This is a genomic window from Embleya sp. L77, assembly GCF_055557415.1.
The window spans coordinates 5566158-5592660 of sequence record NZ_CM145709.1 but is presented as its reverse complement, the minus strand read 5'-3'; the positions used below and the strand labels follow the sequence as shown (position 1 = coordinate 5592660).

The following is a 26503-nucleotide window of genomic DNA, read 5'->3' as shown; positions in this document are numbered from 1 at the left end:
CGTTCCCGACACCGACTCGACGGTTGTTCTCCGGTTGAGATGTTCTTACGCTGAGAACAACATACACCGCGACCCGAACACGGGCGAGGGGGTTATCCCTCGAAGAGTCGCCTCCCTCTGGTAGGCATGGGCGATCCATTCGCCGCCCGCGTGCGGGCCACCGGCGGCGGCCCCGAACACCCGAGCAGATGCGGAGAAGGTGGCATGTCCGATATGACCGGTCCCGACATGAACGCCGTCGTGGGCGAGCAGGACCTACTGCTCGTCACGCTCGACGCGCTGCGCTACGACGTGGCCGTCGAGCTAGCCGCCGGCGGCCGACTGCCCAACCTCTCCCGGGTCCTGCCCGAGGGCGGCTGGCAGCGCCGCTACACCCCGGCCAACCTCGCCTTCGCCGCGCACACCGCGTTCCTGGCGGGCTACCTGCCCACCCCGGAGGGCCCCGGCCCGCACCCGCGCCTGTTCGCCGCCCGGCACGGCGACACCGAGTCCACGAACGCGCACACGTGGCTGTTCGACACCCCGGACCTGCCCAGCGCGCTGACCAAGGCGGGCTACCACACCGCCTGCATCGGCGGGGTCGGCTGCTTCGACAAGCAGGGCGCGCTCGACTCGGTGCTGCCGGGGATGTTCGCCGAGAGCCACTGGGACCCCGAACTCGGCGTCACCTCACCGATCTCGTTCGAGGCCCAGGTCGCCCGCGCCGAACTGGTGGTCGGCGGCCTGGACCCGGACCGCCGGCTCTTCCTGCTCGTCGACGTCGCCGCCATCGGCCGGCCGAACTGGTTCCACACCCCGGGCGCCACGGCCGCCGACGGCGACAACCGCGACACCCACGCCGCCGCCCTGGAGTACGTGGACCGGCACATCGGCCGGCTGTTTCGCGCGATGAGCTGCCGCAGGCCCTGCTTCGCGATCGTCACCGGCGACCACGGCACCGCCTACGACGAACGCGCGCAGGCCGCCCGCGAGGTGGAGTGGACGGTCCCGTATGCGCACTTCACGATGAACCCCGGCGAGTGGTGAGCGCCGCCCGGTGCGGGCGCCCCGGAGCCGCTCGTGGATCAAGTTGGCGAACCGAACGCGGATCCGGTAAGTTTTCGCCGCGCAGGCCCCAATAGCTCAGTCGGTAGAGCGTCTCCATGGTAAGGAGAAGGTCTACGGTTCGATTCCGTATTGGGGCTCCAGGCACAGCGAGAGGCCCCCCGGTTCGCCGGGGGGCCTCTCGTGTTTCGCCGATCCGCCCCTCGGGCCGGCCGGGCCGGATCTTTCGCCGACCTTTCACCGGCGCGCGACCGCGAAGCGGCCGCCGAACGGCGGGCTCAGCCGAACCGGGCCGTCAATCGCGCGTCCAGGCCCGCGAGATGGTCCCGCCCGTACGGGCCGTTCTCCAGGCCCGCCAGCAGGGCGGGCGGCAGGTCCTGGGTGTACTGCGCCGAGCAACTCGCCGCCGCCAGCGCGATGGTGGCCACCGTGTCCACGTCGCCGGTGTACGCCACGCATGCCTTCAGCAACGCGGCCGTACCGGTGTGCGCGGCCAGCGCGGTGATCGCCGCCCGGGTGCTGTCCATGCCCGGCGAGCCGACCTTGCCGCGCCACGGCTGCGCCCACACGGCCGGGCCCGTCGAGGCCGGCAGCGTCGCCACCAGCCACATCGGCAGCTCGGCGACCGGGCCCAGGTCGTAGCGGCAGTAGTGCACCGCGAGCGCCGCGGCGGTCGCCGAGGTCATCCCGCCGAGCGTGCGGTGGGTGATCCGGGCCTGGAGGGCGGCGGTGCGGCGCACCTCGGCGAGATCCGGCAGCAGGCCCAGCACGCCCGCACGCATCGCCGCGCCGCTCTTGTCGCTCTCCGGCCGCAACACCTCCAGCAACTCCGTGCCGTCGGCGACTTCCTCCAATACGCCCCGAAATCCCCGCGCGTATCCGGCGCGCGCGTCGCGCTTGTACGCCCGCACGAACAGGTCCGCGAGCGCCGGTATCCCGTGATCGTCGCCGAGCAACCATTCGGCGACCGCGATACTCATCTGCGTGTCGTCGGTGTATCGGCCGGGCAGCACGTCACGATGACGAGGATGCTGCACATAACCGGCGAGTGTGTTGCCTCGCACGACGAACGCGCGATCCGCGTACTCGAACCCGGCTCCGTACGCGTCCGCGACCGCGAGTTCGACCAACATCGAGACCACACCCTCCACTCGGGCGGCCCGCCGTGCACCCGCGGCGACGGCGCCCCACCTCGCCGACTCAAGCCGGTAGAGCGTACCGTGGCCCAGGGGCGGCAACCTGATGGTCCGTCAGCCATCGGGTGGGGAGCCCTGCGTGCGCCGGAGCGCGAGGGCGTACGCCACAATTCGGTACGGACCCGCGCGCACCACCTGTCCCTCTCCGGAGTGATGCTCCTCGCGCCGTGTCCAACTACAAGACGTTTCCGCGCCGCGGCGGATACCGTCAACGATGATCACGCGATCGTCGGGACACACCGGAGGTACCAACCGGCTCGTCCGAACGGGTGATAACGGGTGATGTGGCTCGTTCACACGGCCGCTGGGGATTGCGGCCGGCTCGTCCGAGCGGCGACCGCACCGACATTGCGCGGTGACGGATCGCCCCCGAGGAGGAAAGGTGGGGCGGTGGATCGACCATCGTGGGCGCCGGGCACAGCGTGGGTCCAGGCGTGCCGGGGGGACGGCATGTGCGCCCGGACCACCGTGGGGAGCGCAGGGTGAACGGCGGTACGGACGACGCGCGGGCCGACGGGGCCAGGGCGTCGCTGAGCCGATTCGCCCGCGACTGGGCCCGCACCATCGAGGGCACCAGCTTCGTCCCGTTGAGCGGTGCCGAGATCGAGCAATACCTGCGCGAGCAGGCCGTGCGCCTGGCGCAGGCGCTGCGCACCGAGCCGTTCGACCCGGCCATCGCGCGCGAGGTCGGCGCGTCCCTCGTCGGCGAACACTTCACCGGCAGCGGCACGCTGGAGCGCACGCTGGGCCTGGTCGGCCCCTGGTGGCCCATCCTGCGCCGCGACGCGGTCGGCCGCGGCGAGGACCCCGACGCATACCTGGAGCGGATCGCCGCGCTGATGGGCGCCCTCGCCGCGGGCTACGCGGAGGCGCTGCGCCGGCGCACCCTGGACGAGCAGGAGGCCATCCACGCCGCCGTCCTGGTCGCCCGGGACAGCGCCGAGCACGCACTGCACACGAGTGAAGCGCGCTTTCGAGCGGTTTTCGATCAGGCCGCGATCGGCATCGGGATCGGCGACGTCGACGGCAACGTGATCGACGTCAACCAGGCGATGACCACGATGTTCGCGGCCAGCGTCGAGGAGATGTGCAAGCGGCAGGTCCGCGACTTCATGCACGACGGCGACACCGACCACATGTGGAAGCTCTACGACGAGTTGATCACCGGCGAACGCGACCACTTCGCCCTGGAGAAGCAGTTCGAGAAGGCCGACGGCGAGACGCTGTGGACACACCTGTCGTTGTCCCTGGTCCGCGACTCCAAGGGCAACCCCGAGTACCAGGTCTGCATGCTGGAGGACGTCACCGACCGGCATCGCCTGCACACCCGCCTCCGCCATCAGGCGATGCACGACCAGCTCACCGGGCTGCCCAACCGGGCGCTGTTCGTCGAGCGACTGACCGCCGCGTTCGAACACCCGGGCCCCGGTGACCGGGTCGGCCTGTGCTACCTGGACCTGGACGGGTTCAAGGTGGTCAACGACAGCCTCGGGCACGACGTGGGCGACCAATTGCTGGTCGCGGTCGCCCGACGGCTGAGCCGCTACGCGGGCCAGGCCGGCCACCTGATGGCCCGGATGGGCGGCGACGAGTTCGTCATCCTGGTCGAGCACTCCACCGGCACCGGGCAGGTCGTGGCGCTGGCGGACGGCGTGTTCGCCGCACTGCGCGAGCCGTTCCGGATCCGCGGCCACGACCTGACGGTGACCGCCAGCATCGGCATCGTCGAGCGGCCGGTGGCCGGCACCAGCCCGGCGGACACGCTGCGTGCGGCCGACATAACGCTCTACTGGGCCAAGTCCGACGGCCGCGGGCGCTGGACGGTGTTCGACACCGACCGCAACGACCGCGAGGTGGCCCGCTACACGCTGTCCGCGGAGATGCCCGCCGCACTGCACCACGGCGAGTTCTACGTCGACTACCAGCCGCTCGTCTCGCTCGCCGACGGCGGTGTGCTCGGCGTCGAGGCGCTGGTGCGCTGGCGCCATCCGCGCAACGGCCTGGTCGGCCCGGACCGCTTCATCGGCCTGGCCGAGGAGACCGGGCTGATCGTGCCGCTGGGCATGCACGTGCTGGAGCAGGCCTGCCGCGAGGCGCGCCGCTGGCAGGACCTGGAGCCGGACGGCGCGCCGTTCATCAGCGTCAACCTGGCCGAACGCCAGTGCCGCGAACCGGGCCTGGTCCGCCAGGTGGAGCGGGTGCTGGCCGAGACGGGTCTGGATCCGGGCCGGCTGCAATTCGAGCTGACCGAAAGTCAGATCATGTCCACCGACGGTGGCCCGCTGGAACGACTGCGCGAACTGGCCGCGATGGGCATCCGGATCGCGATCGACGACTTCGGCACCGGCTACTCGAACCTGGCCTATCTGCGCCGACTGCCGGTCTGCGAGCTGAAGATCGCCGGCTCCTTCGTCGAGGGCCTGCGCCAACCCGGCGACTCCGATCCGGTGGACGGCAGGATCGTGGCCTCACTGGTCGAACTGGCGCACGCGATCGGGCTGACGGTGACCGCCGAGGGCATCGAGACGGCGGTCCAGGCGGAGCGGCTGCGGGCGATCGGCTGCGACGCCGGGCAGGGCTGGTATTTCTCCCGGCCCGGGCCGCCGGATCGCATCGAGGGCATGTTGGCGGGGGTCAAGGAGCGCAGTTGACGGTGGGGCCCGCCGACCGGCTCGGCCGGCGGTCCCTGTCGGCGGTGCGGGTGGGTCGGTCGGCGGTGCGGTGTGGGCCGGCGGCGCGCGGTTGCCGGGCGCGGGTCGGGCTGCCCCGGGTGGCGTGGGCGGGTCGAGCCGCTCGAATCGGGCGCGGGTGGGTAGGGGGCGCGCGGGTCGAGCCGCTCGGGCGGGGCGCGTGTGGGTAGGGGGCGCGCGGGTCGAGCCGCTCGGGCGGGGCGCGTGTGGGTAAGGCGCGCGGGTCGAGCCGCTCGGGTGGGGCGTGGGCGGGTGGCGCGCACGGGTCGGCGGCCTGATACCCGTAGTACTTCGGAGCCACTCGGCGGGTGAGCCCCCGGGCGGGACGTCGGCGGGTGGGGACGGCGCCTAGCGTCGGTGTCGGGGGCGCGCTCGGAGCCCGCCCGGACGGCGGAGGTGCGGCGTGCCTAGGGTTGATCTTGTGCGAGGGGAGGGTGGGGGCCGGATCGGGGGCGTGGCGGGCGCGGTGGCGCGCACGCTGCGTACGGACCTGTGGACGGCCACACCCGACCCGCTGCCGCGCGGCTGGCGGGACTGGCAGCCCGCGTCCGCGGTGTTGTTGGTCGTCCTCGCCGTCCCGGTCGGGGTGATCAACATCAACCAGTTGATCTGGCAGTACGGGCTGGGCCTCTGGGCCGGCGTACTGCTCGGCGCGATCCCGCCGGTGGCGGTCGTGGCCGCGATGTTCCGGCCGGTGCAGGCCTGGTGGGCGGTGACCGCGGCGATGGCCGTGGTCGCGTTGGTGGCGAACCCGCACAGCCCGCAGATGTTCCCGTGGACCGGAGCGGGGATCGTGCTGCACGCCGCCGCGGTGTTCCTGGTCGCGCTGCGGGCGCGGCCGCGCGTCACGGTCGAGGTGCTGGCGATCAGCGTGCTGGTCGGGCTGCTGGTCCACGTCGCGTTCCTCTCCCCCATGCACAACCTCGACCTGTATTCGGCCGGGCTGACCCTGACCGTCGCCGCGGTGGTCGGCGCCTCGCTGCGCGGGCGGCGGCAGGCCCGGACCGAGTTGGTGGTCCAGGCCGAACTCACCGCCGAGGAACGGGCCCGGCGCACGCTGCTGGAGGAACGCACCCGGATCGCCCGCGAGTTGCACGACGTGGTCGCACACCACATGTCGGTGATCTCGATCCAGGCCCAGGTCGCGCCACACCTGGTGGACAACCCCTCCGACGCGCTCAAGGAGAACCTGACCGGCATCCGGGCGAACGCGATCGACGCGCTCGTCGAACTGCGCCGGGTGCTGGGCGTGCTGCGCTCCGAGGACGAGTTGTCCGATGCCACGCGGCACACGCCGCAGCCCACCCTGGACCGGCTGGACGAATTGGTCGACAACGTGCGCGGCGCGGGTCTGCGGGTCGACACCCGGATCACCGGCGAGCGACGGGCGCTGCCGCCCGGGGTCGAGCTGTCCGCGTTCCGGATCGTGCAGGAGGCGCTCAGCAACGTGTTGCGGCACGCGCCGGGAGCGGCGACTCGGGTGGAGCTGGGATATCAGGCGACCGGCCTGGCCATCCGGATCGCCAACACCGCGACCGAACCGGCCGACCGGCCCGAGCGGCCGACCCCGCCGGGCGGCGGACACGGGGTGCTCGGGATGCGCGAGCGAGTCGCCATGCTGGGCGGCGAGTTCGCCGACGGGCCGATCCCCGGCGGCGGTTACGAGGTAGTGGCCAGACTTCCGTTGGGGGACGATTCGTGACCATCCGGGTGTTGATCGCCGACGACCAGGTGATGGTCCGGCAGGGCTTCACCGTACTGCTGAACGCGGAGCCCGACATCGAGGTGGTCGGTCAGGCCGTGGACGGCCTCGACGCGGTCGAGCAGGTGGCCGAACTGGCGCCCGACGTGGTGCTGATGGACATCCGGATGCCTCGGCTCGGCGGCATCGAGGCCACCGGGCGGATCACCGGCTCCGCCGACGCGGTGGCCAAGGTACTTGTGCTGACCACGTTCGACCTGGACGAATACGTGTACGAGGCGCTGCGCGCGGGCGCGTCCGGCTTCCTGCTCAAGGACGCCTCGGCCGGGGAACTCGCCCACGCGGTACGGGTGGTGGCGGCCGGCGACGCGCTGCTCGCGCCGAACCTGACCAAGCGGCTGATCGGCGAGTTCTCCCGCCTGGCCGGCGCCCCGCGGGCCCCGCTCAAGGACCGCGTCGGCGACCTCACCGAACGCGAGACCGAGGTCCTGTCCCTGATCGCCCAGGGCCTGTCCAACGCCGAGATCGCCGCCCGCCTGGTGGTGGCCGAGCAGACGGTGAAGACCCACGTCGGCCGCATCCTGGTCAAACTGGGCCTCCGCGACCGAACCCAGGCCGCGGTCTACGCCTACGAAACCGGCCTGGTGCGCCCGGCGGGCTACTGAGCGTGCGCCTGGCGAGGGGTCGAGCGCTCAGCGACTTCGGGGTCGGCGTGCCGAAGTCGGGGGCGCGTGGTGGGCTTCGCGGGTGGGCGTGGGTTGTCGGTCGAGGTGGTTAGCGTGTGCGGCGGTGGAGTTGAGCCACCGTCAATTCGACTATCCCGATGGAGGTTCGCCGTGTTCCGTCAAGGCGACATCCTGTTGCAGCCGATCGGCGAGCGGGCCGTGCCGACCGGCGTCGAGGCGCTGCCGACCAAGCCCCGGGACGCGCGCGGCCGGCTGGTGCTGGCGCTCGGTGAGGGCACCGGGCACGCCCACGCGGTCGTCGGCGAGGGCACCCTCTACCTGGCCCCGGAACCGATGCTGATCGGCCACCTGCACCTGGACGAGGCCACCCGGATCGTGCACGAGGAACACGCCACGATCGACCTCCCCAAGGGCTGGTACCGCGTGGTCCGCCAACGCGAGTACATCCCGGGCGCGGTCCGGATGGTCGCCGACTAGCCGTGTCCGGCGGAACTCGGCGGGGTCGCGCCGCCCGGGCACCCGTCCTTTGGGCTCATCGCTGCACTCGTCTCGCCGCGGCAAGTGCGGCAGGGAGCCCGAAACGCGCATGCCGGGCGTCGTGGTGCTCGGCCCGGGGGGACGCCCCGGAAGGCAGCCCGCGGCCATCCGCCCGTGGGACCCGGCAAGCCGGGCGTGGTGGCGGCCCCCGCCGCGAGCGCGCCGGCGGATCGCCCCCGCCCGCGTGGGTCGGCGTGCCCGTGCATCGGTAGCCTCCGTTGCCCCTTCGCCCGCCGGCGCCGGCCCGAGCACCGGGCGTACGCATCCCGACCCGCCCCAGACGCAACCGCAAGCCATGGGAGACACGATGGCCACGCCGCCCCGCAAGTTGCCCGGGATCGCGCTGCCCCGCAAGGCGGCCGCGCCGCGCCCGCCGGCCCCGCCCGCCGCACCCGCCAACCCGGCGGCCGCCGCCTGGGCGGCACTGCGGGCCCGCGAGGCCGAGGCCGCCCGCGCGGCCGCGCCGGCGCCCGCTCCCCCGCGCCCACGCGTCGCCGCCCCGACCCCGACCTCCGCTCCCGCCGGGACGGCCGCCGACTCGGCGCAGCCTGCCGCCCGAGCAGCGGCACCGGCCACCGCCCGGGCGCATCGCACCCCGCTGCACGCCCCGGCCCGCGCGACCGACGAGCCCGTCCGGATGGTTCCGGAGGGCGCGCGGTCGGCCCCGGCCGGCGAGCGCGGGAGGCCCACCCCGCACCACGCCCCGGCTCCGCGGCACGCTGCCGTGCTCGGCCTGGCCGACCGGTTGGCGCTGGCGGAGGCCACCACGGATTGGGCGCACGTCGCCGCCGCCACCGGCCCCGCCGATCGGCCCGCCGCCGAGGAGGCCATCCGGGCCGTGTACCGGGCCGCGGGATTGCCCGAACCGGAGCGGGTGGTCTGGTACGACTCGCCGCTCGGGGCGGCGGTGGCCGCGGCCGTGGCGGCGGGGAGTTGCAAGCCCGCCGATCTGGCCGCCACCCGGCTGTCGGTGAAGGTGCCCGGCCGCCCGGGCCGTCCCGTGCAGGAACGGCTCTGGAGCGGCCCCTGGACGGCCGCCAAGGCCGAGGCCACCGCGTTGCTGGGCACGGCCGGCTGGGATCTCGCCTGGGCCGAGGGCGCCGATCGGCTGTGGGAGCCCACCCGGCAGCTCACCGAGCGGATCCGCGAGGCCGTGCACTCCGGTGTGGGCGCGTGGGATCCCTCCGTGCGCACCCCCGCCTCGCGCGGTCGGTGGGACGTCGCGGACAAGGTCCGCGCGACCACGCACAGCGCCCTGGGCGGCCAGCACGACGCGGCCTGGCTCGCGGTCTTCGACGGGCTCAAGGAGCGCTTCCCGCAGTTCGACTTCCCGGTCCTGGCCGAACTCGGCGAGGTGGCCCGGCACGTCGGCTGGTGGTGGCCGTACGAGCGGGTCGTGCTGGTCAGCGAGCGGCCCACCACGATGCACCGGGACGACCAGTCGCGGCTGCACAACGGCGACGGCCCGGCACTGACCTACGCCGACGGCTTCGCGTTGCACGCGTGGCGCGGCATGCCCGTCCCGGCCGACTTCGTCGGCGGCCTGGGCCCCGGCGGCAGCCGACTGACCGTGCGCGCGATCCACAACGAGGACAACGCCGAACTGCGCCGGGTGATGCTGGAGATCTACGGCTACGACCGCTACCTGCGCGAGGTCGGCGCCCAGCCGCTGGACCGGGACGAGACCGGCGTGTTGTGGGAGATCGAACTCGACGACGACGAACCGATCGTGATGGTCGAGGTGCTCAACTCCACCCCCGAACCCGACGGCAGCACCCGCACGTACTGGCTGCGCGTACCCCCGGACACCCGAACCGCCCGCGAGGGCGTGGCCTGGACCTTCGGCCTCAGCCCGGAGAACTACCGCCCACTGCGCGAGACCTGACGCCCGATCATCCCGGCCGCACGGTCCGCCGTCGTGCCCGGCACCGCGCCCGCTCACCCCTCAGTGCGGAATCGCCTGCCGCGGCCGGGTGAACGCCAACTCGTCCCGGAAGTCCGCGATCCGGCGCGCGACGTCCCAGATGCTCGCGCTGCCCTCCAACCGCGACAGGTACAACGAGCGTTCGGCCAGGCCGACCAGGTCGACGGTGAAGTACATGCTCATCAACGGGTTGATGAACAGCTCGCTGTTGTCCGTGCGTTCGGTGAAATGCGCGTCGCCGAACCGTCCGTGCAACGCCGAGGCGACCGACCCCTGGACGATGCTCGGGCGCAACGGGGTGATGCGATTCGCATACGCCACCGCGTCCAGGAACAGCGCGCCCTCCCGCGATTCGCGCGGGATCGACAACGCGCCCAGGTAGTGCCCCTCCCGGGTGAGCGCCGCCAGGTTCTCCAGCACCTGCGCATGGCAGATGCCGTGGTAGGCGTCGATGCCGAAGCCGAGCGAGGCGACCAGTCGGGTCGGCACCCGTACGCCGGCCACCGCGGCGAGGCTGGTCATGTCCTCCTCCGGGGTGCCCAACGACGCCTCGTCGCCGCGCATCAGGATGTCGGTGCCGCCGTCCACGAGCACGATCGCGTCCAGGTCCAAGTCCTTGACCAGCCGCCGATACGCGGCCCGCAGCGGTACGACCCCGGTCTTCGCGAACGCGTACACGGTGTCCGTGAAGCCGTTGCGGCCGAGCCAACTCGCCAGGGTGCGCTCCGGGAAGTAGTCGTCGTTGCCGGGCGTGTCCGGCCGCACCGCGGCGAGTCCGGGCAACAGCCGACTCGACGACGGCAACCGGTCCACGGTCACGAACGACAGGTTCGCGTAGTGCACCCGCTTGCCCTGCTCGGCCAGTGCGAAGCCCAGCGGCAGTCCGGAGAACACGTCGAATCCGCCACCCGCCCCCGCGATCAACACGGAGCGGGCGTCCCGTAGGCGGGCGAAGACCGGAGGTTCGGCGAGGGTGAACACGCGCGGACCGTACCAAGGTGATCACGCCGTGCGTCAAGGCGGTTTCGGGGGTTCAGGCCGGACCGCGCGCCGCCGCCCGGTACTCGTCGACGAGCAGGCGTTTGTACAGCTTTCCGGTCGGGTGCCGGGGCAACTCGGCGCGGAAGTCCACCGAGCGGGGGCATTTGTAGTGCGCGATCCGCGCCCGGCAGTAGGCGATCAGCTCGTGCGCCAACTCCGGCCCCGCCGCAGTGCCTTCGGCCGGCTGCACGACCGCCTTGACCTGTTCGCCCAGTTCCGCGTCCGGGACGCCGAACACCGCGACGTCGGCGATCGCGGGATGCAGCGCGAGCAGGTTCTCAACCTCCTGCGGATAGACGTTCACCCCGCCGCTGATGATCGTGTGTGATTGGCGATCCGTCAGATACAGGTAGCCGTCCGCGTCCAGGTGGCCGATGTCGCCCAGGGTGGTCCACCCCCGGCCCGCCGGGTCGCGGCCGGCCTCGGTCTTGGCCGGATCGCGGTGATACGAGAACTGCGGCCCGTCGGCGAAGTAGACGATGCCGTCCCGACCCACCGGCAGTTCGCGGCCCGCGTCGTCGCAGATGTGCGGCGTGCCCAGGATCGCCCTCCCCACCGTGCCCCGGTGCGCGAGCCATTCCTCGGGGGTGCAACCGATGTAGCCGTTGCCCTCGGTGCCGGCGTAGTACTCGTACAACACCGGTCCCCACCAGTCCAGCATGCGTTCCTTGACCTCGGGCGGACACGGCGCGGCGGCGTGCACCGCGTAGCGCAGCGACGAGAGGTCGTAGCGCTCGCGCACCTCGGCGGGCAGCTTGAGCATCCGGACGAACATCGTCGGCACCCACTGGCTGTGCGTCACCCGGTGGCGCTCGATCGCGGCCAGCGCGGCCTCCGGGTCGAAGCGGTCCAGGACGACCACGGTGTGCCCGCCGCGCAGGAACTGCATGCAGTAGCGCAGCGGCGCCGCGTGGTAGAGCGGCGCGGGACACAGGTAGACGTCGCCGCCCTGGCCCGAGGTGTTCATTCCGTACAGCGCACCGATCAGGTGATACAGCGTCAGGGCCGGGCCGGTGCCCAGCGGGTGGTGTGCGCGGTCGGGCAGTACGCCCTTGGGCCGGCCGGTGGTGCCGGAGGAGTAGAGCATGTCCGCGCCCTCGACCTCGGTGGCGATCGGCGTGCTCGAACAGTTGCGGACCGCCACCTCGTACGGTTCGAATCCGGGTGCAGCGCCGTCCAGCATCAGCCACCGCTCCACCCGGGGCGCCCGGTCGCGGATGGCGCTCGCCAGGTCGGCCAGCGCGGCCGAGGAGACGAACACGCGGGCTCCGCAGTTGTCCACGACGTAGGCCAGTTCGTCGGGGTGCAGCCGTACGCCGACCGGCGTGTAGATCAGCCCGGAACGCTGCGCGGCCCACGTGAGCGCGAGGTAGAGCGGATGGTTCTCCAGCGCGATGGCGAGGTGGTCCCCGGGGCGCAGCCCGGCGTCGTACAGCAGGTGGGCGAAGCGGTTGGATTCCGCGTCCAGTTCGGCATAGCGGACGACCCGGCCGGTGCCGGCCATGATCACGGCGGGGCGGTGGGGGTGCGCGGCGGCGATGACACCGGGATGCATGGCGATCCTCGTCTCGGTGCGACGGTGTCCCGCCCCCGAGCCGGGCGCGGGCTCCTGAGCTTCCGTTCGGATGGCGCCGCAGAAGTCTCGCACCGTGCTTGCCCGTATTGAAGAGATCGACCGGTCGGAGCCGGCCGCGCCGGGCTCGCCGTCGGGCGCGGCGCACGCTCAGTGCAGCGGTCGGCCGCCCGTGAAGGCCGGTCCGCGCACCTCGCCGCCCGGTGCCGTGGCCAACTCGCGCCCCAGCCACTCGAACGCGGCCGGCAGGCCCCTGGCCCAGGTGCCGAAGTTGTGCCCGCCGGACGGCTCTATCTGCACCTTCACGGTGTCCGTCGGCCGCATCTTGCGGGCGAACTCGCGCGCCTCCCGGGCCGTCTTGCCCTCGCCCTTGGCCGCGAACAAGTACATCCGTACCGGCGGCCTGCGCGCGTCGTCGATGGTGTGCAGCGGGCTGTTCGCCCGGCGCAGCGCCTCGTCACCCCGGTACAGGTCGCCGGTGGTCATGTCGGTGATCGCCTTGAAGTAGCCGGAGAGGCTGGCCGCTGCGACGTAGCGGTCGGGGTGGCGCAGGGCCAGGTTCACCGAGCAGAAGCCGCCGGTGGAGTAGCCCATCAGGCCCCACCCGGCCGGCGCGGGCGCGGTGCGGAAGTTGGCCGCTATCGCGTCCGGCACGTCCTGGCCGAGATAGGTGTCGGCCCGGGCCCCGCCGGGGGCGTCCACACACTCGCTGTCCCGGCCGGCGATCGGGTTCTGCGCGGCGATCACCACGATCGTCGGCGGCATCCGGCCCGATTCCATCAGCCCGGAGAGCATCTGGTGCACCTTCATCCGGCGCAGCCACGTGTCGGGAGTGCCGGGGAAGCCGGAGGTCAGCTGGATCACCGGAAAGCGGGTGCGGGCGTTCTCCTGGGTGAAGTAGGCGGCGGGCAGGTAGACGAAGGTGTCCAGCTTGTAGCCGGTGCGGGTGCCCTGGATGGTGGTGTTGACCAGCACCCCGTGTTTGGGGTCCGCGCCGCGCCGCCGCGGGTGCGGGGTCCTGGGCTGGTCGGTCAGCGGGGGTTTGGTGACCATGAACGGCAGTCCCTTGCCGTTGTCGTCGGAGAACGGGACGGCCGGTCTGGGGTCGAGGTGCTTGACCTTGACCGTGGACACCGACACGTCCGGCACCGGCGGCCCGTCCGCGATGTGCATCAGGTCGGACAGGGTCGAGTAGAAGTACATCTGTGCGTTGACCGCGGCCAGGATGGTGCAGGTGACCATGAGCTGGGTGAACAGCAGCGTGCAGATCCGGCGGGTGCGCTGGAGCGTGGGGCGGTTCCAGAACCAGATGGTGGCGAAGGCGGTACCGGCGGTGGCCACCGCCATGCCTATGACGAACCACACGCTCGTGATGTCCACGTCCCAGAAGGGGCGCCCCGCCAATACTTGATCCACGCTCCCACTGCCTTCTTCGCCGAGCCCGACCGATGGCGCCGGTCCCGGCGAGCACCCGCACAGTCGCGCCGGGAGCGGAGCAGCCTGCCTGTCTATTTTGTGCCCGGCCACGTCCTGCCGCGTCGATCCCGAGTCCCGAACCGGGTCATTCACAAGTCGCACGCAAGCGGGCCGAGTCCTCCGTGGCCGCAGGGGTGACGGGTACGCGGGTAGGGGCGGCGACGGGTACGCGGGTAGGGGGTGACCACCGCGAACCCTCCCCGTGCGGGGCGATCAGTACGAACGCGGCAATCCGAGGGTGTGCTGCGCCACGTGATTGAGGATCATCTCCCGGCTCACCGGCGCGATTCGCAGCGTCCGGGCCATGCCCCACAGCGGGATCAGGCCGTAGTCGCGGCTCATGCCGTTGCCGCCGTGGGTCTGGATGGCGGCGTCCACCGCGTGGATGGCGGCCTCGGCGGCGGCGTACTTGGCCATGTTGGCGGCCTCCCCGGCGGCCTTGGCCATCGCCGCGCCCGCGTCGTGCAGCCGGGCCGCCCGGGCCGTCATCAACGCGGCCAGTTCGACCTCGATGGCGGCCTCGGCGAGCGGGTGGGCGATCGCCTGGTGGGTGCCGATCGGGCGGCCCCACACCTCGCGGGTGCGGGCGTAGTCGACGGCTCGGCCGAGCGCGTACCGGGCGATGCCCACTCCCAGTGCCGCGCCGGTCACCCGCTCCGGGTTGAGGCCGTGGAAGACCTGGCGCAGCCCGTCGCCCTCGGTGCCGATCAACCGGTCGGCGGACACCGGTACGTCGTCGAGGAAGAGCGTGAACTGCCGCTCGGGCGCCGAGCCTTCGATCGCCAGCGGGGTTGCGCTCAGCCGTGGGTCGGCGGCGTCGACCAGGAACAGCGAGAGCCGGCCGCGACCGGAGCCGGGGTCGGTGCCGGTTCGGGCGACCACCAGGATGGCGTCGGCCTCGTCGACTCCGGAGATGAACTGCTTGGTGCCGCGCAACAACCAGCGGTCGCCGTCCCGGGTGGCCGTGGTGGCCAGGCGGTGGGTGTTGGAGCCGGCGTCCGGTTCGGTGATCGCGAACACGATCTTGCCCAGGCCCGCCGCCAGGCGCGGCAGCCAGGTGCCCTTCTGCTCGGCGGTGCCGAACCGGGTGAGCACCTCGCCGGCGATCGCGCCGGAGACCAGGAGCAGCAGCAACGGGCAGCCGTGCGCGGCCACCTCTTCGCACACGATCGCCAGTTCCACCAGCCCGCCGCCGCCACCGCCGTACTCCTCGGGCAGATTGACGCCGATGTAGCCGTGTCTGCCGAGCGCCTGCCACAACTCGGTGGTGGGTGTGCGGTCGCGGCTGTGCTCGGCGAAGTAGCCGGGGCCGAATCCGTCGGTGATCGCGCCCACCGCCGCGCGCAGGGCCCGGTGTTCGTCGCTCTCCTCGAAGTGCATGGCTCACCCGTCCAACAGCGTCGTGGGGATGTCGGTGTGCCGGGACCGGATGTACTCGGCCAGGCCCTTGGCCTGCGGGTCCGGGCGGGTGGAGGCCGCGACACCCTCGCCGAGCAGGCCCACGATCACGAAGTTGAGCGCGCGCAGGTTCGCCAGCACGTGGCGCTCGATCGGCAGAGCGGCCGCCTCCGGGAGCAGCTCGCGCAGCCGATCCACCGTCAGGTGTCCGCGCAGCCAACGGAATCCGGCATCGTCGCGGGCCCACAGGCCCAGGTTGGCGTCGCCGCCCTTGTCACCGGAGCGGGCGCCGCAGACCAGCCCGAGCGGGACCCGGCGGGTCGGTTCCCCGGTGTGCACGGGTGGTTCGGGCGGCGGGGTCGAATCGGGCAGCGGCGCGGTGTGTTCGGGCGGCGCGATCGGGCGGGACGTGCCGTCCGGCAGCACCACGGTGTGCTCGACCTCGGTCGCCGGGATCCACGCGGCGCGAAAGACGCCGTACGCGGTCTCGGCGGTGGGCGGGGTGGTGGTGTGAAAGCCCGGGTAGCCGGCCAGCGCGAGTTCGACCACCGCGCCGGAGAAGGCCCGGCCGACCTTGCCGGGATCGGGATCCTTGACGGTGACCCGCAGATGCGCGGTGGCCTGCTCGTTGGTCGGCGCGTCGGGTCGGTCGTAGCGCAGCAGCCGCACGTCGACCTCGGCGAACCGGTCCCGGCCCCCGAGCGTGTCGAAGAGCATGCGTTCGGCGTGTGCGGCCTTGGCCTCGATGTCCAGGCCGGTGAGCACCATGGTCATGGTGTTGCGGTAGCCGCCGTGTTCGTTCACGGCGACCTTGAGCGTGGGCGGCGGCGGCAGCCCGCGCACCCCGTGGATCCGCACCCGGTCGGGGCCGGCCCGGTCGAGCGTGATCGTGTCGAAGCGGGCCACCGCGTCGGGGTTCGCGTAGGCGGGTCCGGCGATCTCGTACAGGAGTTGCGCGGTGACCGTGCCGATCGACACCAGGCCGCCGGTGCCGTGGTGCTTGGTGATCACCGACGAACCGTCGGCGGCCACCTCCGCGATCGGGAAGCCGGGACGGCGGGTGTCCAGCGCGAAGTCGGTGGTACGGCCCGGGCGTTGCCGCTGCGGGGGTTCGCCGAACGGGTAGTTGCCGCCGGTGGCCTGGGGGCCGCACTCGATCACGTGGCCCGCGACGATCGCGCCGGCGAGCCGGTCGTAATCGGTGCGCCGCCAGCCGTGCCACCAGGCGGCGGGGCCGACCACCAGGGAGGCGTCGGTCACGCGCGGGCAGACCACGATGTCGGCGCCCTCGGCGAGCGCCTCGGCGATGCCCCAGCCGCCGAGGTAGGCGTTGGCGGTCACCGCGCGCGGCCCGGCGTCGATCCGGTCCAGCACGTCGTCGCCGGTCACGTGGGCGATCCGCGGGGTCAGGCCCAGGCGCTCGGCACTCGCCCGCAATCGCTCGGCCAGGCCCGCCGGGTTGAGTCCGCCGGCGTTGGAGACGATCCGGATGCCGCGGTCCAGGCAGGTGCCCATGACCTCTTCCAGCTGGGACACGAAGGTGCGCGCGTAGCCGGCGGTCGGGTCCTTGGCGCGGGCCTTCCACAGGATGGACATGGTCAGTTCGGCCAGGTAGTCGCCGGTGAGCACGTCGATCGGGCCGCCCTCGACCATCTCGCGCGCGGCGGCCCGGCGATCGCCGTAGAAGCCCGAGCAGTTCGCGATCCGGACCGGGCGGCGGGGGGCGGGCGCGTCGGTCGGGGTGTCGTTCGTCGGCTCGTTCATCGGTTCGCTCGTCGGTTCGCTCGTGGGCATGTTCGTCGGCTCGTGGTTCGGCCCCTCGGTGGGCTCGTTCGTGGGCTCGTTCGTCTGCTCGGCCGTCCTCTCGTTCATCCGGCCGCCTCCGCGTCGGCGGTCACGATGGCCAACACCGCTCCGGCGTCCACCGGTTCGCCGGGGCCGACCGGCAGTCGGCGAACGATGCCCGAGTGTGGTGCGGTCACCTCGTGTTCCATCTTCATCGCCTCCACGGCCAGCACGAGTTGTCCGGCCGTCACGTGTTCGCCCTCGGCCACCGCCACCCGGACCACCGTGCCGGGCATCGCGGCCAACAGCGAACCGGCGGGTTCGGCGGCGGGTTCGGCCGGTTCCGGCAGCCGTGGCAGCTCGGTCAGTTCGCTCGCGCCCAGCGGGCTGTCCAGGTGGATCGTGTCGCCGACCCGATGTACCTCGATCGTGCGCCGCACGCCGTCCGCCGTCAGGTCCACCCGATCCGCGTGGGCGGCGTGAACGACCAGGCCGGGCAGCGGCTTTCCGTCGATCGCGACATGGTCGGGGAGGCGGTAGCACACGACCGCGCGGCCGCCGCCTGCGTCTGCGTAGGTCACCTGCTGGTCGGCGCTGCGGACGTTGCGCCAGCCGCTTGGGATACCGCCCAGGACCGGGGCCGCCGCGCGTCGTTCGGCCTGCCCCGCGAGCGCCGCGGCGGCGGCGTGGATCGCCGGCGCCGCCGGGTCCCCGGCGCACAGTTCGGCGGCGGGATGCCGGTCCAGGAAGCCGGTGTCCGCGTCGCCGGCGACGAATTCGGGCGAGCGCAGGATGCCCACGAGCAGGTCGCGGTTGGTGCGGACGCCGTGCAGCCGGGCCCGGGAGAGCGCGTGGGCGAGCCTGCGACACGCCTCGTCACGGGTCGGCGCGTACGCGATCACCTTGGCCAGCAGTGCGTCGTAGTGCGATCCGACCCGGCTGCCGTCGGCCACCCCGGCGTCCACCCGGATGCCGTCCCGCTCGGCGATGTGGAAGCGGTGCAGCGTGCCGACCGAGGGCGCGTAGTCGCGGATCGGGTCCTCCGCGTACAGCCGGGCCTCGATCGCGTGGCCCGTGGCGACCGGTTCGGTGGGCAGCGGATGGCCCTGGGCGACCAGGAGTTGCAGCCGCACCAGGTCCAGGCCGGTGGTCAGTTCGGTGACCGGGTGCTCGACCTGGAGTCGGGTGTTGACCTCCAAAAGGTGGAACGCGCCGGCCGGGTCGAGCACGAACTCCACGGTGCCCGCCCCGACATAGCCGATCGCCCGACCGGCGGCCACCGCAGCCGCGCACAACCGCTCGCGCAGCGCCGGGTCGACGGCCGGCGACGGGCTCTCCTCGATCAGCTTCTGGTGCCGGCGCTGGATCGAGCAGTCCCGTTCGAAGAGTGCGAGCACCTTCCCGTGGGTGTCCCCGAAGATCTGCACCTCGACGTGCCGGGGGCGCTCCACCAGGCGCTCCAGGAAGACGGTGTCGTCGCCGAACGCGGCGCCCGCCTCGCGCCGCGCGGCGGCCACCGCCTCGGCCAGTGCGGCCGGTTCGTGTACCGCGCGCATGCCTCGGCCTCCACCGCCGAAGGCGGCCTTGACCAGGAGCGGGAAGCCTATCCGGGCGGCCAGTTCGGGTGCGTCGCCGTCCTCGCGGACGATCCCGCCGGGCAGCACCGGCACGCCGGCCGCGCCGAGCAGTTCCTTCGCGGCGAGCTTGTCGCCCATCGCGGCGACGGTCTCCGCCGCGGGTCCCACGAAGACGAGCCCGGTGGCCTCGACCCGCCGCACGAAGTCGGCGTTCTCGGAGAGGAATCCGTAGCCCGGGTGCACCGCGTCGGCGCCGGTGGTGCGGGCCGCCTCGATCAGCAGATCGCCGCGCAGGTAGGTGTCCGCGGCGGCGGCGCCGGGCAGCCGGACCGCCTGATCGGCCGCCGCGACGTGTGGCGAGTCGGTGTCCGGATCGGAGTACACGGCCACGGTGTCGATGCCCATGGCGTGCGCGGTGCGGGCGATCCGGACCGCGATCTCGCCGCGGTTGGCGATCAACAGCCTGCGGATGAGCGGCATACGATCCCCTCGGGGTGCGGGTTCCGGGTCGGTGCGGGGGGGCGCTTGCGCGCCGGGTCGGGTCGGGTCGGGTCGGGTCGGGAACGGATTGGGCTTCTCGGTGGGCGGGTTGCGTGCGGTGCTGTTTGGTCGGGTCCCCAGCGGTGGGTCGTGTGCCGTGCTCTTCGGCCGGGTTCCGGGCGCTCGGGTTGCGCGCGGTGTCTTCGGGCGGCATCACATCGGGCGGCGTCACATGCGGAAGACCCCGTATCCGGTGGTGCCCGCGACCGGTGCCGAGTGGGCCGCGGACAGTGCGATACCGAGCACGGTGCGGGTGTCGCGCGGATCGATCACACCGTCGTCGTAGAGCCGCGCGGTGACGAAGAACGCGTGCGACTCGCGCTCGATCTGCGCCTCGATCGCACTCCGGCGCAGTTCGTCCACCTCCTCGTCGAAGGCGATCCCGCGCGCCGCGGCGGCCTGTCGGCCGACGATGGACAACACACCGGCCAGCTGCGCGGCGCCCATCACCGCAAGCTTCGCGGTCGGCCAGGCGAACAGCAGCCGCGGGTCGAAGGCGCGGCCCGACATGCCGTAGTTGCCCGCGCCGAAGGACGCACCGATGTTCAGGGTCAGGTGCGGCACGGTCGAGTTGGTCACCGCGTTGATCATCTTGGCGCCGTCCTTGACGATGCCGCCCTGCTCGTACGCGGTGCCCACCATGTAGCCGGTGGTGTTCTGCAGGAACAGCAGCGGGGTGTCCGACCGGTTGGCCAACTGGATGAACTCGGCGGCCTTCCTGGACTCCTCGCCGAACAGCACACCGCGCGCGTTGGCCAACACCCCGACCGGGAAACCGTGCACCGACGCCCACCCGGTGACCAGGCTGGTCCCGTAGCCGGGCTTGTACTCGCCGAACCGCGAACCGTCCACCACCCGGGCCAACACCTCGCGCGGATCGAACGGGACGCGCAGGTCCGCCGAGACCAGGCCGAGCACCTCGTCGATGTCGTACAGCGGATCGTCCGCCGGCCGGCTCGGCCCGGGGCCGTGCTTGCGCCAGTTCAGCTCGGAGACGATCCGCCGGCCGATCCGCAGGCAGTCGTACTCGTCCACGGCGTAGTGGTCGGCCAGACCGGACACCCGCGCGTGCATCGCGGCGCCGCCCAGTTCCTCGTCGTCGGCCTCCTCACCCGTGGCCATCCGCACCAGCGGCGGGCCGCCCAGGAACACCTTGGCCTGTCCCGCCACGAGCACCGAGTGGTCGCACAGGCCCGGGATGTACGCACCGCCCGCCGTCGAGTTGCCGAACACCAGGGCAATGGTGGGAATGCCCAGCGCGGACAGCTCGGTCAGGTCGTGGAAGACCCGCCCGCCGGGCACGAACAGCTCGGCCTGGGTGGGCAGATCGGCCCCGCCGGACTCGACCAGGCTGATCACCGGCAGCCGGTTGCGGCGGGCGATCTCCAGCGCGCGCAGGTTCTTGCGCAGCGCGTACGGGTTGAGCGAACCGCCGCGCACCGTCGGGTCGTTGGCGATCAGCACGCACTCCACGCCGGAAACCGGACCGATTCCGGTGACCAGGCCCGCGCCGACGGTGAACTCGGTGCCCCACGCGGCGAGCGAGGACAGTTCGAGGAAGGGCGCGTCCTGGTCGAGCAGCAGTTCGATCCGCTGACGCGCGGTCAGCCGACCCCGCGCCAGGTGCCGTTCGACGTAGCGCTCGCCACCGCCGGCGCGGGCCAGGTCGAGCTGTTCGTGCAGCGCCGCGAGCGCGGCGAGCTGTGCCGTGCGGTTGTCCCGGTAGGTGTCCGACCGGGGATCGAGCCGGGAACGAAGAACGGGCACGAACTCGCCTCCTCGCCTGACGAAGCATGTCGCCGAATCGCGACGGATCGCGACGGTTCTCCATGCATCTCGTGCATCTCCACGCGTGCGACGCATCTCGACGCGTGTCCAAGGCAACTTCCGGATGTTAACGGCCGGTCACTTGGCTACGGAAGGGTCGGTCGATATGCCGCGCGCCGGGCGTCCGCGGTCCCCGGGGCGTGCCGAAGGGGCGAGCCGGACCGGGTGAACCACCTGGACCGAGTGGCCCGGACGAGCCGGATGGGCCGTTCGGGTGGTGGCTCGGGCCGGTTGCGGCCGGTCGTCGGCCATGTGCGTCCTCCGGGCGGGGCGGGTCGGGTGGCGGGCATCGCTCCGGTACCCCCTGGCCGGGAAAACACGACACCGACGCGGCCCGGGAATGCCGCGGGCCGCGTCGGTGCGGAGGTCGAGGTCCGTGTCGGGGTCGAGGTCGAGGTCCGTGTCGGGGTCGAGGTCGAGGTCCGTGTCGGGGTCGAGGTCGGTGTCGGTGTCGGTGTCGAATCCGGATCACCCGTGGTGGTGGCCGTGGTGCCCGTGCCGGCCCGCGTGCGGGTCCGCGGTCTCGGGCTGCCCGTGTCCGGGCCCGCCGGCCGTTGCGGCGGGCTTGCCGGCCTCGACGGTGAACTCGGCGGTCCGCACCACCCCGCCGTGCTTGAAGTCGAGGAAGAACCGGTACGTGCCGACGCTGGGCAGCTCGGTGTGGAAGGCGATCTCCGGGCCGGCCGGGGTCACCCCGTCGCCGGGCGCGCCGCCCGGGTGCACATGCAGGTAGGCGAGGTCGCCCTCGCGCAGCACCACGAGGTGGCCGAACGCGGCGAGGTAGGGCTCCAGGTCCGTGACGGGCCGGCCGTCCCGGGCGACCGAGAGGGTGATGTGCGCACCCTGCCCGGCGGCCGGCGCACCGGCCAGGGTCACCGTGTAGCCGTCCACCTCGGCGGTCGGGGCGGGCGCGGGCAGCGGCACCGGCCGGAAGTCGCCGGCCACGTGCACGTCCACGCCGAGGGTGAGCGGGGTCCCGGTCGCGGCCGGGGCGAAGTCGGTGAAGACCCGGTACGTACCGGCTCGGTCGAGGGTCAGCTCCTGCGTCCAGACGCCGTCCTCGCCCAGTACCGGGTGCACGTGGCGGAAGCCGCTCAGGTCGCGGCGGACCACGATCAGGTGCAGGTCCTTGTCGTGCTGCGGTAGGTATTCGCGCACCGGGGCTCCGTCCGGACCGTCGATGCGGAACGCGAAGGTGCCGGCGGGGGCGGCGACCGGGACCAGCGTGTAGCCGTCACGGGAGACCTGGAGGCCCTCGGGGGTGGTGGCGGCGGCGGCGTGGTGGGCGTGGACGGTCATGGCGATCTCCCGGGCATCGAGCGGTGCGTCCGAGCGGGCCCCGGTCGGGCCGCTCGGTGGCCTTGGTGGCGGCCACATCGGAAATCTATACCCCCATGGGGTATGTCGCAACTGCTGGGAGCGTGATCGGGACCACTTGACGGCTGACACCGTCAGCCGCAGTCGAGCACCGGCTCCGGCCCCGGCTGCCTGCCCCTGAGCACCGCACTCGCGCAGTTCGCTCTGCTCTCCCCGCCGCTGCCGCCGATCCGGCTGGTCGCCCTGGGTGGGGCACCGTCCCGACGCGGCGACCGGGCGGGAAAACGGGATTCGCATCGCACCCGCGATGTCGGATACTGCGGACTCGGCGCCAGGACCACGGGGAAGCGAGGATCGGCGAGATGCACACACTGCTGATGGGGGTGGTCGGCTCGACCGCCTACGGGCTGGCCACGGCAGAGTCGGACGAGGACCTGCTCGGCGTGTACATCGCCGACTCGCGCAAGGTCCTCGGGCTGGACGGCGCCAACGTGACGAGCGGCTCGCGGGTGACCACGAAGCCCGACGTGACGATGCACGAACTGGGCAAGTACTGCGGGCTGGCCCTCAAGTGCAACCCGACGGTGACCGAGTTGCTCTGGCTCCCCGAGTACCGGGTCGAGACCGAGGCCGGCCGCCGACTCCGGGCGCTGCGTGGTGCGTTCCTGTCCACGGAGTACGTACGGTCCGCCTACGGCGGCTACGCCGTCCAGCAGGCCAAGCGGCTGCTCGGCCGGCACGAGGCGGGCAAGGTGGGCTTCTCCGCGGACACGGCCAAGCGCACCGCCAAACACGGCCGACACTGCCTGCGGCTGCTGCTCCAGGCGCGACAGCTGCTGCGCACAGGCGAGTTGCTCCTCGACGTGAGCGCCCACCGCGAAAACCTGTTCGCCGTGGGCCGCTTGGCCGCCGAGGATCCCGCCGCCTTCACGCTGCGCTTCGAACAGGAGAAGGCCACCCTCGACGCCATCGACTCGGTCCTCCCCGACCGCCCGGACCGCGAGGCGATCGACACCCTGATCGTCGACCTCCGCCTGGCCGCGCTCGCGGGCTGAACCCGGCGAGCCTGTTCGCGCTGCACCCCGCGATCACGACGTCGCGGTGTTCGGTGGCCTTCCCACCGGTACGCACCCGCCGGCCGTCCCGATGGGACCATCCGCCCCGTGACCCGGATCACTCTCGCTCGCATGTCACGTTCTCGTGTCCCCTCCCGTTGACGGGGGCGAAGGTTCACGACGATCGAGGGGACCGTGATGAGCGAGCGGATTTTGGTGATCGGGGCCGGTTACACGGGGATGCAGGCGGCCATCGGTACGGCGCGGGCGACCCGCAAGCGGGATGTCGAGGTGACTCTGGTCAACCCCATCGCGCGGTTCACCGAGCGGCTGCGGCTGCACCAGACGGCTTCGGGGCAGGAGCCGGCGGACCTGCGGATCCCCGAGATGTTGGACGGCAGCGGCGTGCGGTTCGTGCTCGGTCTGGTGACCGGCATCGAGCCCGACGCCCGCGAGGTCCGCGTGGACGGGACCCGGGTGCTCGGCTACGACAAGCTGGTCTATGCGCTGGGCGGCATCACCGACACCGGGACGGTGCCGGGTGTGGCCGAGCACGCGTACACCCTCGATACCGCGGCCGAGGCCCGGCGCCTGGCCGAAAGGCTCGCCGAACTGGATGCGACCGGCGGAACCGTGGTCGTCGTCGGCGGCGGTCTGACCGGTGTCGAGGCGGCCGCCGAGATCGCCGAGCGCCACCCGGGGTCGCGGGTGGTCCTGCTGAGCCGGGGCGTACCCGGTTCGATGATGGGCGAGAAGGCACGCGCCTACCTGCACGCCGCGCTGGCTCGTCTCGGCGTCGAGGTGCGCACCGGCGTGTCGATCGACAAGGTGCTGCCGGACACGGTCGAACTGGAGGGCGGCGAGAGCGTGTTCGCCGACGCCTGCCTGTGGACGGCCGGGGTGCGGGTGTCGCCACTGGCCGAGAACGCCGGGTTCACGGTGGACGACCGGGGCCGCATCGTCGTCGACGCGACCCTGCGGTCGGTGTCGCACCCGGACGTGTACGCGATCGGCGACGCCGCCGCCGTCCGGCAGACCTACGGCGTCATCCACGGCACCTGCCAGAGCGGCATCCCGACCGCGCAGCACGCCGCCGACTCGATCGCCCGGCAGGTGCGCGGCAAGGAGCCCGAGCCGTTCCGGTTCGGCTACATCCACCAGCCGGTGAGCCTGGGCCGCAACGACGCGGTGATCCAGTTCACCCGGCCGGACGACACCCCGCGCGGCTTCGTCCTGACCGGCAGGCCGGCGGTCGCCTACAAGGAGTTCGTCAGCAGCAGCCCGTGGAAGGGTCTGCGACTGAACAAGAAGTACGGTGTCCGGGCCGTGTGGTCGCACGGCGGCAAGATCACCCGCAACGCGGAATGATCCCGGCGCATGGGAAGTCACGTGGAAGCGACGAGCATTTTCGAGGAGCACCGGAGCCTGCTGTTCTCGGTGGCCTATCGGATGCTGGGCAGCGCGGCCGATGCGGAGGACGTCGTCCAGGACGCGTGGCTGCGCTGGTCCGCCGCGGACCGTTCACAGCTCACCCAGCCGAAGGCGTACCTGGTACGGATCGTCACCAATCTGGCGGTCGACACGCTGCGCTCGGCGCGGGTGCAGCGGGAGAGCTATGTCGGCCCTTGGCTGCCCGAGCCGATCCTGACCGGCCCGGATATCGCGGAGGACGCGGCCCGGGCCGAGTCCGTGTCTTTGGCCATGCTCGTCGTGCTCGAATCGCTGACCGAGTTGGAACGGGCGGTGCTCATCCTCAAGGAGGTCTTCGGATTTCCCTACGGCGAGATCGCCGAGGCGATCGACCGGTCCGAGGCGACCGTCCGGCAGTTGGGACATCGGGCCCGTTCACACGTCCAGGCCAGGCGGCCCCGGTTCTCCGCCGACCGCGAATCCCGCAGAGTCGTCACCGAGAGATTCTTCGCTGCCTCGATGGGCGGCGACCTGAACGAGTTGATGCAGGTGCTCGCCCCCGATGTGACGATCTGGACCGACGGCGGCGGCAAGGTACGCGCCGCGCTCCGCCCCATCCACGGCGCCGAGAAGGTGGCGGCCTGGCTGATCGGCATCGGCAAGCGCCCCTACCAGGGGGTGGCGCCGGCGGACATGCGCGCCGAGGTGGTGCAGATCAACGGCGAGCCCGCCGTCCTGGCCGTGGGCAACGGACGGCCCATCACGGTGGTCGCGGTCGAGCCGGACGCGGACGGCCGGATCGTGGGGATCCGGGTGATCGCCAACCCCGACAAGCTCGTTCCGGTCGCCGGAGGCATCCGGCACGCACTCTGACTCTGCGTCACCACCCGGAAACCGCGTCGTGAACCCCGGAGCCTGCGCCGCGACCTCCGGTCGGCGAGTTCGCGCGGGTGCGCCGAACACGAATGCGCAACGAGGAGCGAGCGCTCGAAATCTCGGCTGCCCATGTCGTTCGAACACCTGTAGGTTGTGCGCTTCCGGCGGACAGATTCGCCAACGCTCCGTTTTCCTGGGGGATCCCGCACGTCATGACCATGCCGTTCCAGAACGAAACACAGCTGATCATCCGCCAGAACTTCCGCCCGATCGTGAACCAGTACGTGGTGCACCTGGTCGGTCCGGACGGGAAGCACGGACCGGTGATCGCGTTCGCGCAGCAAAAGCGCGGCAAGCTCAAGGAAGAGGTCATCCTCTACACGGATGACACCAAGACCACCGAACTCGCCCGGTTCAAGGCGCGCCAGATGCTCGACGTCCGTGCCCAGCACGACGTGATCGGCGTCGAGGGCAGCAACCTCGGCATGTTCTCGAAGGACTTCAAGAAGTCCCTCCTGCGCTCCACCTGGAACCTGGAACGTCCGGACGCGGCCAAGGCGGTGGGCCAGGAGCGCAGCCTGTTCGGCGCGATACTGCGCCGCGTGTGGGGCTTCATACCCGTGGTCGGCGCGTGGCTGCCGGCGCCGACCTACCACTTCGACTTCGTCGACGAGGGCGGCAACGCGGTGCTGACCGTCGAGCGGCAGATGAAGCTGCGCGACCAGTACCTGGTGAAGCTGCCCGACCCGACCATGGACCGCCGCCTGGCGATCTGCGTCGCGGTCGCGATGGACGCCATCCAGAACCGCTAGGTCCTGTCCGGGACCGGGCGAGGGCCGCGTGGTCGCG

19 protein-coding genes and 1 tRNA gene are annotated in these 26503 nt (G+C 72.2%); 11 read left to right on the top strand and 9 right to left on the bottom strand.

The features are described 5' to 3' along the window. The first annotated feature begins 228 nt into the window (after positions 1–228). A complete protein-coding gene (locus ACZOOI_RS23940; RefSeq protein ID WP_465281272.1) occupies positions 229–1026 on the top strand; it encodes an STM4013/SEN3800 family hydrolase in 798 nt (265 codons plus the stop codon). An 85-nt stretch (positions 1027–1111) separates the two neighbouring features. Further along, a tRNA-Thr gene (locus ACZOOI_RS23935) sits at positions 1112–1187 on the top strand. Positions 1188–1322: 135 nt separating this feature from the next. Here the strand turns inward: ACZOOI_RS23935 and ACZOOI_RS23930 are convergent. Continuing rightward, positions 1323–2177: an ADP-ribosylglycohydrolase family protein gene (locus tag ACZOOI_RS23930; protein ID WP_465277740.1), complete on the bottom strand. Its 855-nt coding sequence runs from the start codon at positions 2175–2177 to the stop codon at positions 1323–1325. A 545-nt stretch (positions 2178–2722) separates the two neighbouring features. Between ACZOOI_RS23930 and ACZOOI_RS23925 the strand changes: the two genes are divergently transcribed. The 5 genes from ACZOOI_RS23925 to ACZOOI_RS23905 all read left to right on the top strand — a co-directional run bounded on the left by ACZOOI_RS23925 (position 2723) and on the right by ACZOOI_RS23905 (position 9740). After that, the gene (locus ACZOOI_RS23925) at positions 2723–4891 is read left to right on the top strand and encodes a putative bifunctional diguanylate cyclase/phosphodiesterase (protein ID WP_465277739.1); all 2169 of its coding nucleotides are present in this window, start codon (positions 2723–2725) and stop codon (positions 4889–4891) included. Positions 4892–5375: 484 nt separating this feature from the next. Then, positions 5376–6632, top strand: a complete 1257-nt coding sequence (locus ACZOOI_RS23920; protein ID WP_465281271.1) for a sensor histidine kinase — start codon at positions 5376–5378, stop codon at positions 6630–6632. Continuing rightward, positions 6629–7297: a response regulator gene (locus ACZOOI_RS23915; RefSeq protein ID WP_465277738.1), complete on the top strand. Its 669-nt coding sequence runs from the start codon at positions 6629–6631 to the stop codon at positions 7295–7297. The genes ACZOOI_RS23920 and ACZOOI_RS23915 overlap by 4 nt, the downstream gene beginning before the upstream one ends. A gap of 171 nt (positions 7298–7468) precedes the next feature. After that, positions 7469–7795 (top strand): hypothetical protein, encoded by a 327-nt coding sequence (locus ACZOOI_RS23910; protein WP_465277737.1) that lies wholly within the window; start codon positions 7469–7471, stop codon positions 7793–7795. Positions 7796–8606: 811 nt separating this feature from the next. Next, positions 8607–9740 (top strand): DUF6745 domain-containing protein, encoded by a 1134-nt coding sequence (locus tag ACZOOI_RS23905; RefSeq protein WP_465281270.1) that lies wholly within the window; start codon positions 8607–8609, stop codon positions 9738–9740. 60 nt (positions 9741–9800) lie between these two features. Here ACZOOI_RS23905 and ACZOOI_RS23900 read toward each other — a convergent pair whose 3' ends face one another. The 8 genes from ACZOOI_RS23900 to ACZOOI_RS23865 form a co-directional block, all read right to left on the bottom strand. Next, positions 9801–10760 carry a DUF1152 domain-containing protein gene (locus tag ACZOOI_RS23900; RefSeq protein ID WP_465277736.1) on the bottom strand — a complete coding sequence of 320 codons (960 nt, stop codon included), beginning with the start codon at positions 10758–10760 and terminating at the stop codon, positions 9801–9803. Between the two features lie 52 nt (positions 10761–10812). Continuing rightward, positions 10813–12375 (bottom strand): AMP-binding protein, encoded by a 1563-nt coding sequence (locus tag ACZOOI_RS23895; RefSeq protein WP_465277735.1) that lies wholly within the window; start codon positions 12373–12375, stop codon positions 10813–10815. A gap of 168 nt (positions 12376–12543) precedes the next feature. Next, positions 12544–13809 (bottom strand): alpha/beta hydrolase, encoded by a 1266-nt coding sequence (locus tag ACZOOI_RS23890; RefSeq protein ID WP_465277734.1) that lies wholly within the window; start codon positions 13807–13809, stop codon positions 12544–12546. A gap of 273 nt (positions 13810–14082) precedes the next feature. Continuing rightward, positions 14083–15249 (bottom strand): acyl-CoA dehydrogenase family protein, encoded by a 1167-nt coding sequence (locus ACZOOI_RS23885; RefSeq protein ID WP_465277733.1) that lies wholly within the window; start codon positions 15247–15249, stop codon positions 14083–14085. Positions 15250–15252: 3 nt separating this feature from the next. After that, the gene (locus ACZOOI_RS23880; RefSeq protein WP_465281269.1) at positions 15253–17031 is read right to left on the bottom strand and encodes an acyclic terpene utilization AtuA family protein; all 1779 of its coding nucleotides are present in this window, start codon (positions 17029–17031) and stop codon (positions 15253–15255) included. A 104-nt stretch (positions 17032–17135) separates the two neighbouring features. Then, on the bottom strand, positions 17136–19109 hold the full coding sequence (locus tag ACZOOI_RS23875; RefSeq protein WP_465277732.1) for an acetyl/propionyl/methylcrotonyl-CoA carboxylase subunit alpha: 1974 nt from the start codon (positions 19107–19109) through the stop codon (positions 17136–17138). 228 nt (positions 19110–19337) lie between these two features. Then, positions 19338–20936: an acyl-CoA carboxylase subunit beta gene (locus ACZOOI_RS23870; RefSeq protein WP_396007265.1), complete on the bottom strand. Its 1599-nt coding sequence runs from the start codon at positions 20934–20936 to the stop codon at positions 19338–19340. Between the two features lie 528 nt (positions 20937–21464). Continuing rightward, a complete protein-coding gene (locus tag ACZOOI_RS23865; RefSeq protein ID WP_465277731.1) occupies positions 21465–22295 on the bottom strand; it encodes a hypothetical protein in 831 nt (276 codons plus the stop codon). Between the two features lie 380 nt (positions 22296–22675). On the opposite strand from ACZOOI_RS23865, the gene ACZOOI_RS23860 reads away from it, so the two are divergent. The 4 genes from ACZOOI_RS23860 to ACZOOI_RS23845 all read left to right on the top strand — a co-directional run bounded on the left by ACZOOI_RS23860 (position 22676) and on the right by ACZOOI_RS23845 (position 26466). After that, a complete protein-coding gene (locus tag ACZOOI_RS23860; protein WP_465277730.1) occupies positions 22676–23368 on the top strand; it encodes a nucleotidyltransferase domain-containing protein in 693 nt (230 codons plus the stop codon). A gap of 198 nt (positions 23369–23566) precedes the next feature. Then, positions 23567–24736: an NAD(P)/FAD-dependent oxidoreductase gene (locus ACZOOI_RS23855; protein WP_465277729.1), complete on the top strand. Its 1170-nt coding sequence runs from the start codon at positions 23567–23569 to the stop codon at positions 24734–24736. A gap of 9 nt (positions 24737–24745) precedes the next feature. Further along, a complete protein-coding gene (locus ACZOOI_RS23850) occupies positions 24746–25651 on the top strand; it encodes an RNA polymerase sigma-70 factor (RefSeq protein ID WP_465277728.1) in 906 nt (301 codons plus the stop codon). Between the two features lie 215 nt (positions 25652–25866). Further along, the gene (locus ACZOOI_RS23845) at positions 25867–26466 is read left to right on the top strand and encodes an LURP-one-related family protein (protein WP_391587098.1); all 600 of its coding nucleotides are present in this window, start codon (positions 25867–25869) and stop codon (positions 26464–26466) included. Positions 26467–26503: the final 37 nt, after the last annotated feature.

What these genes read in the sequence shown, in the direction of transcription:
- ACZOOI_RS23940 (WP_465281272.1), top strand. Translation starts at nt 229, where the DNA reads ATGAACGCCGTCGTGGGCGAGCAGGACCTACTGCTCGTCACGCTCGAC.
- ACZOOI_RS23930 (WP_465277740.1), bottom strand. Translation starts at nt 2,177, where the DNA reads ATGTTGGTCGAACTCGCGGTCGCGGACGCGTACGGAGCCGGGTTCGAG.
- ACZOOI_RS23895 (WP_465277735.1), bottom strand. Translation starts at nt 12,375, where the DNA reads ATGCATCCCGGTGTCATCGCCGCCGCGCACCCCCACCGCCCCGCCGTG.
- ACZOOI_RS23885 (WP_465277733.1), bottom strand. Translation starts at nt 15,249, where the DNA reads ATGCACTTCGAGGAGAGCGACGAACACCGGGCCCTGCGCGCGGCGGTG.
- ACZOOI_RS23880 (WP_465281269.1), bottom strand. Translation starts at nt 17,031, where the DNA reads ATGAACGAGCCGACGAACGACACCCCGACCGACGCGCCCGCCCCCCGC.
- ACZOOI_RS23875 (WP_465277732.1), bottom strand. Translation starts at nt 19,109, where the DNA reads ATGCCGCTCATCCGCAGGCTGTTGATCGCCAACCGCGGCGAGATCGCG.
- ACZOOI_RS23865 (WP_465277731.1), bottom strand. Translation starts at nt 22,295, where the DNA reads ATGACCGTCCACGCCCACCACGCCGCCGCCGCCACCACCCCCGAGGGC.
- ACZOOI_RS23860 (WP_465277730.1), top strand. Translation starts at nt 22,676, where the DNA reads ATGCACACACTGCTGATGGGGGTGGTCGGCTCGACCGCCTACGGGCTG.
- ACZOOI_RS23855 (WP_465277729.1), top strand. Translation starts at nt 23,567, where the DNA reads ATGAGCGAGCGGATTTTGGTGATCGGGGCCGGTTACACGGGGATGCAG.
- ACZOOI_RS23850 (WP_465277728.1), top strand. Translation starts at nt 24,746, where the DNA reads ATGGGAAGTCACGTGGAAGCGACGAGCATTTTCGAGGAGCACCGGAGC.
- ACZOOI_RS23845 (WP_391587098.1), top strand. Translation starts at nt 25,867, where the DNA reads ATGACCATGCCGTTCCAGAACGAAACACAGCTGATCATCCGCCAGAAC.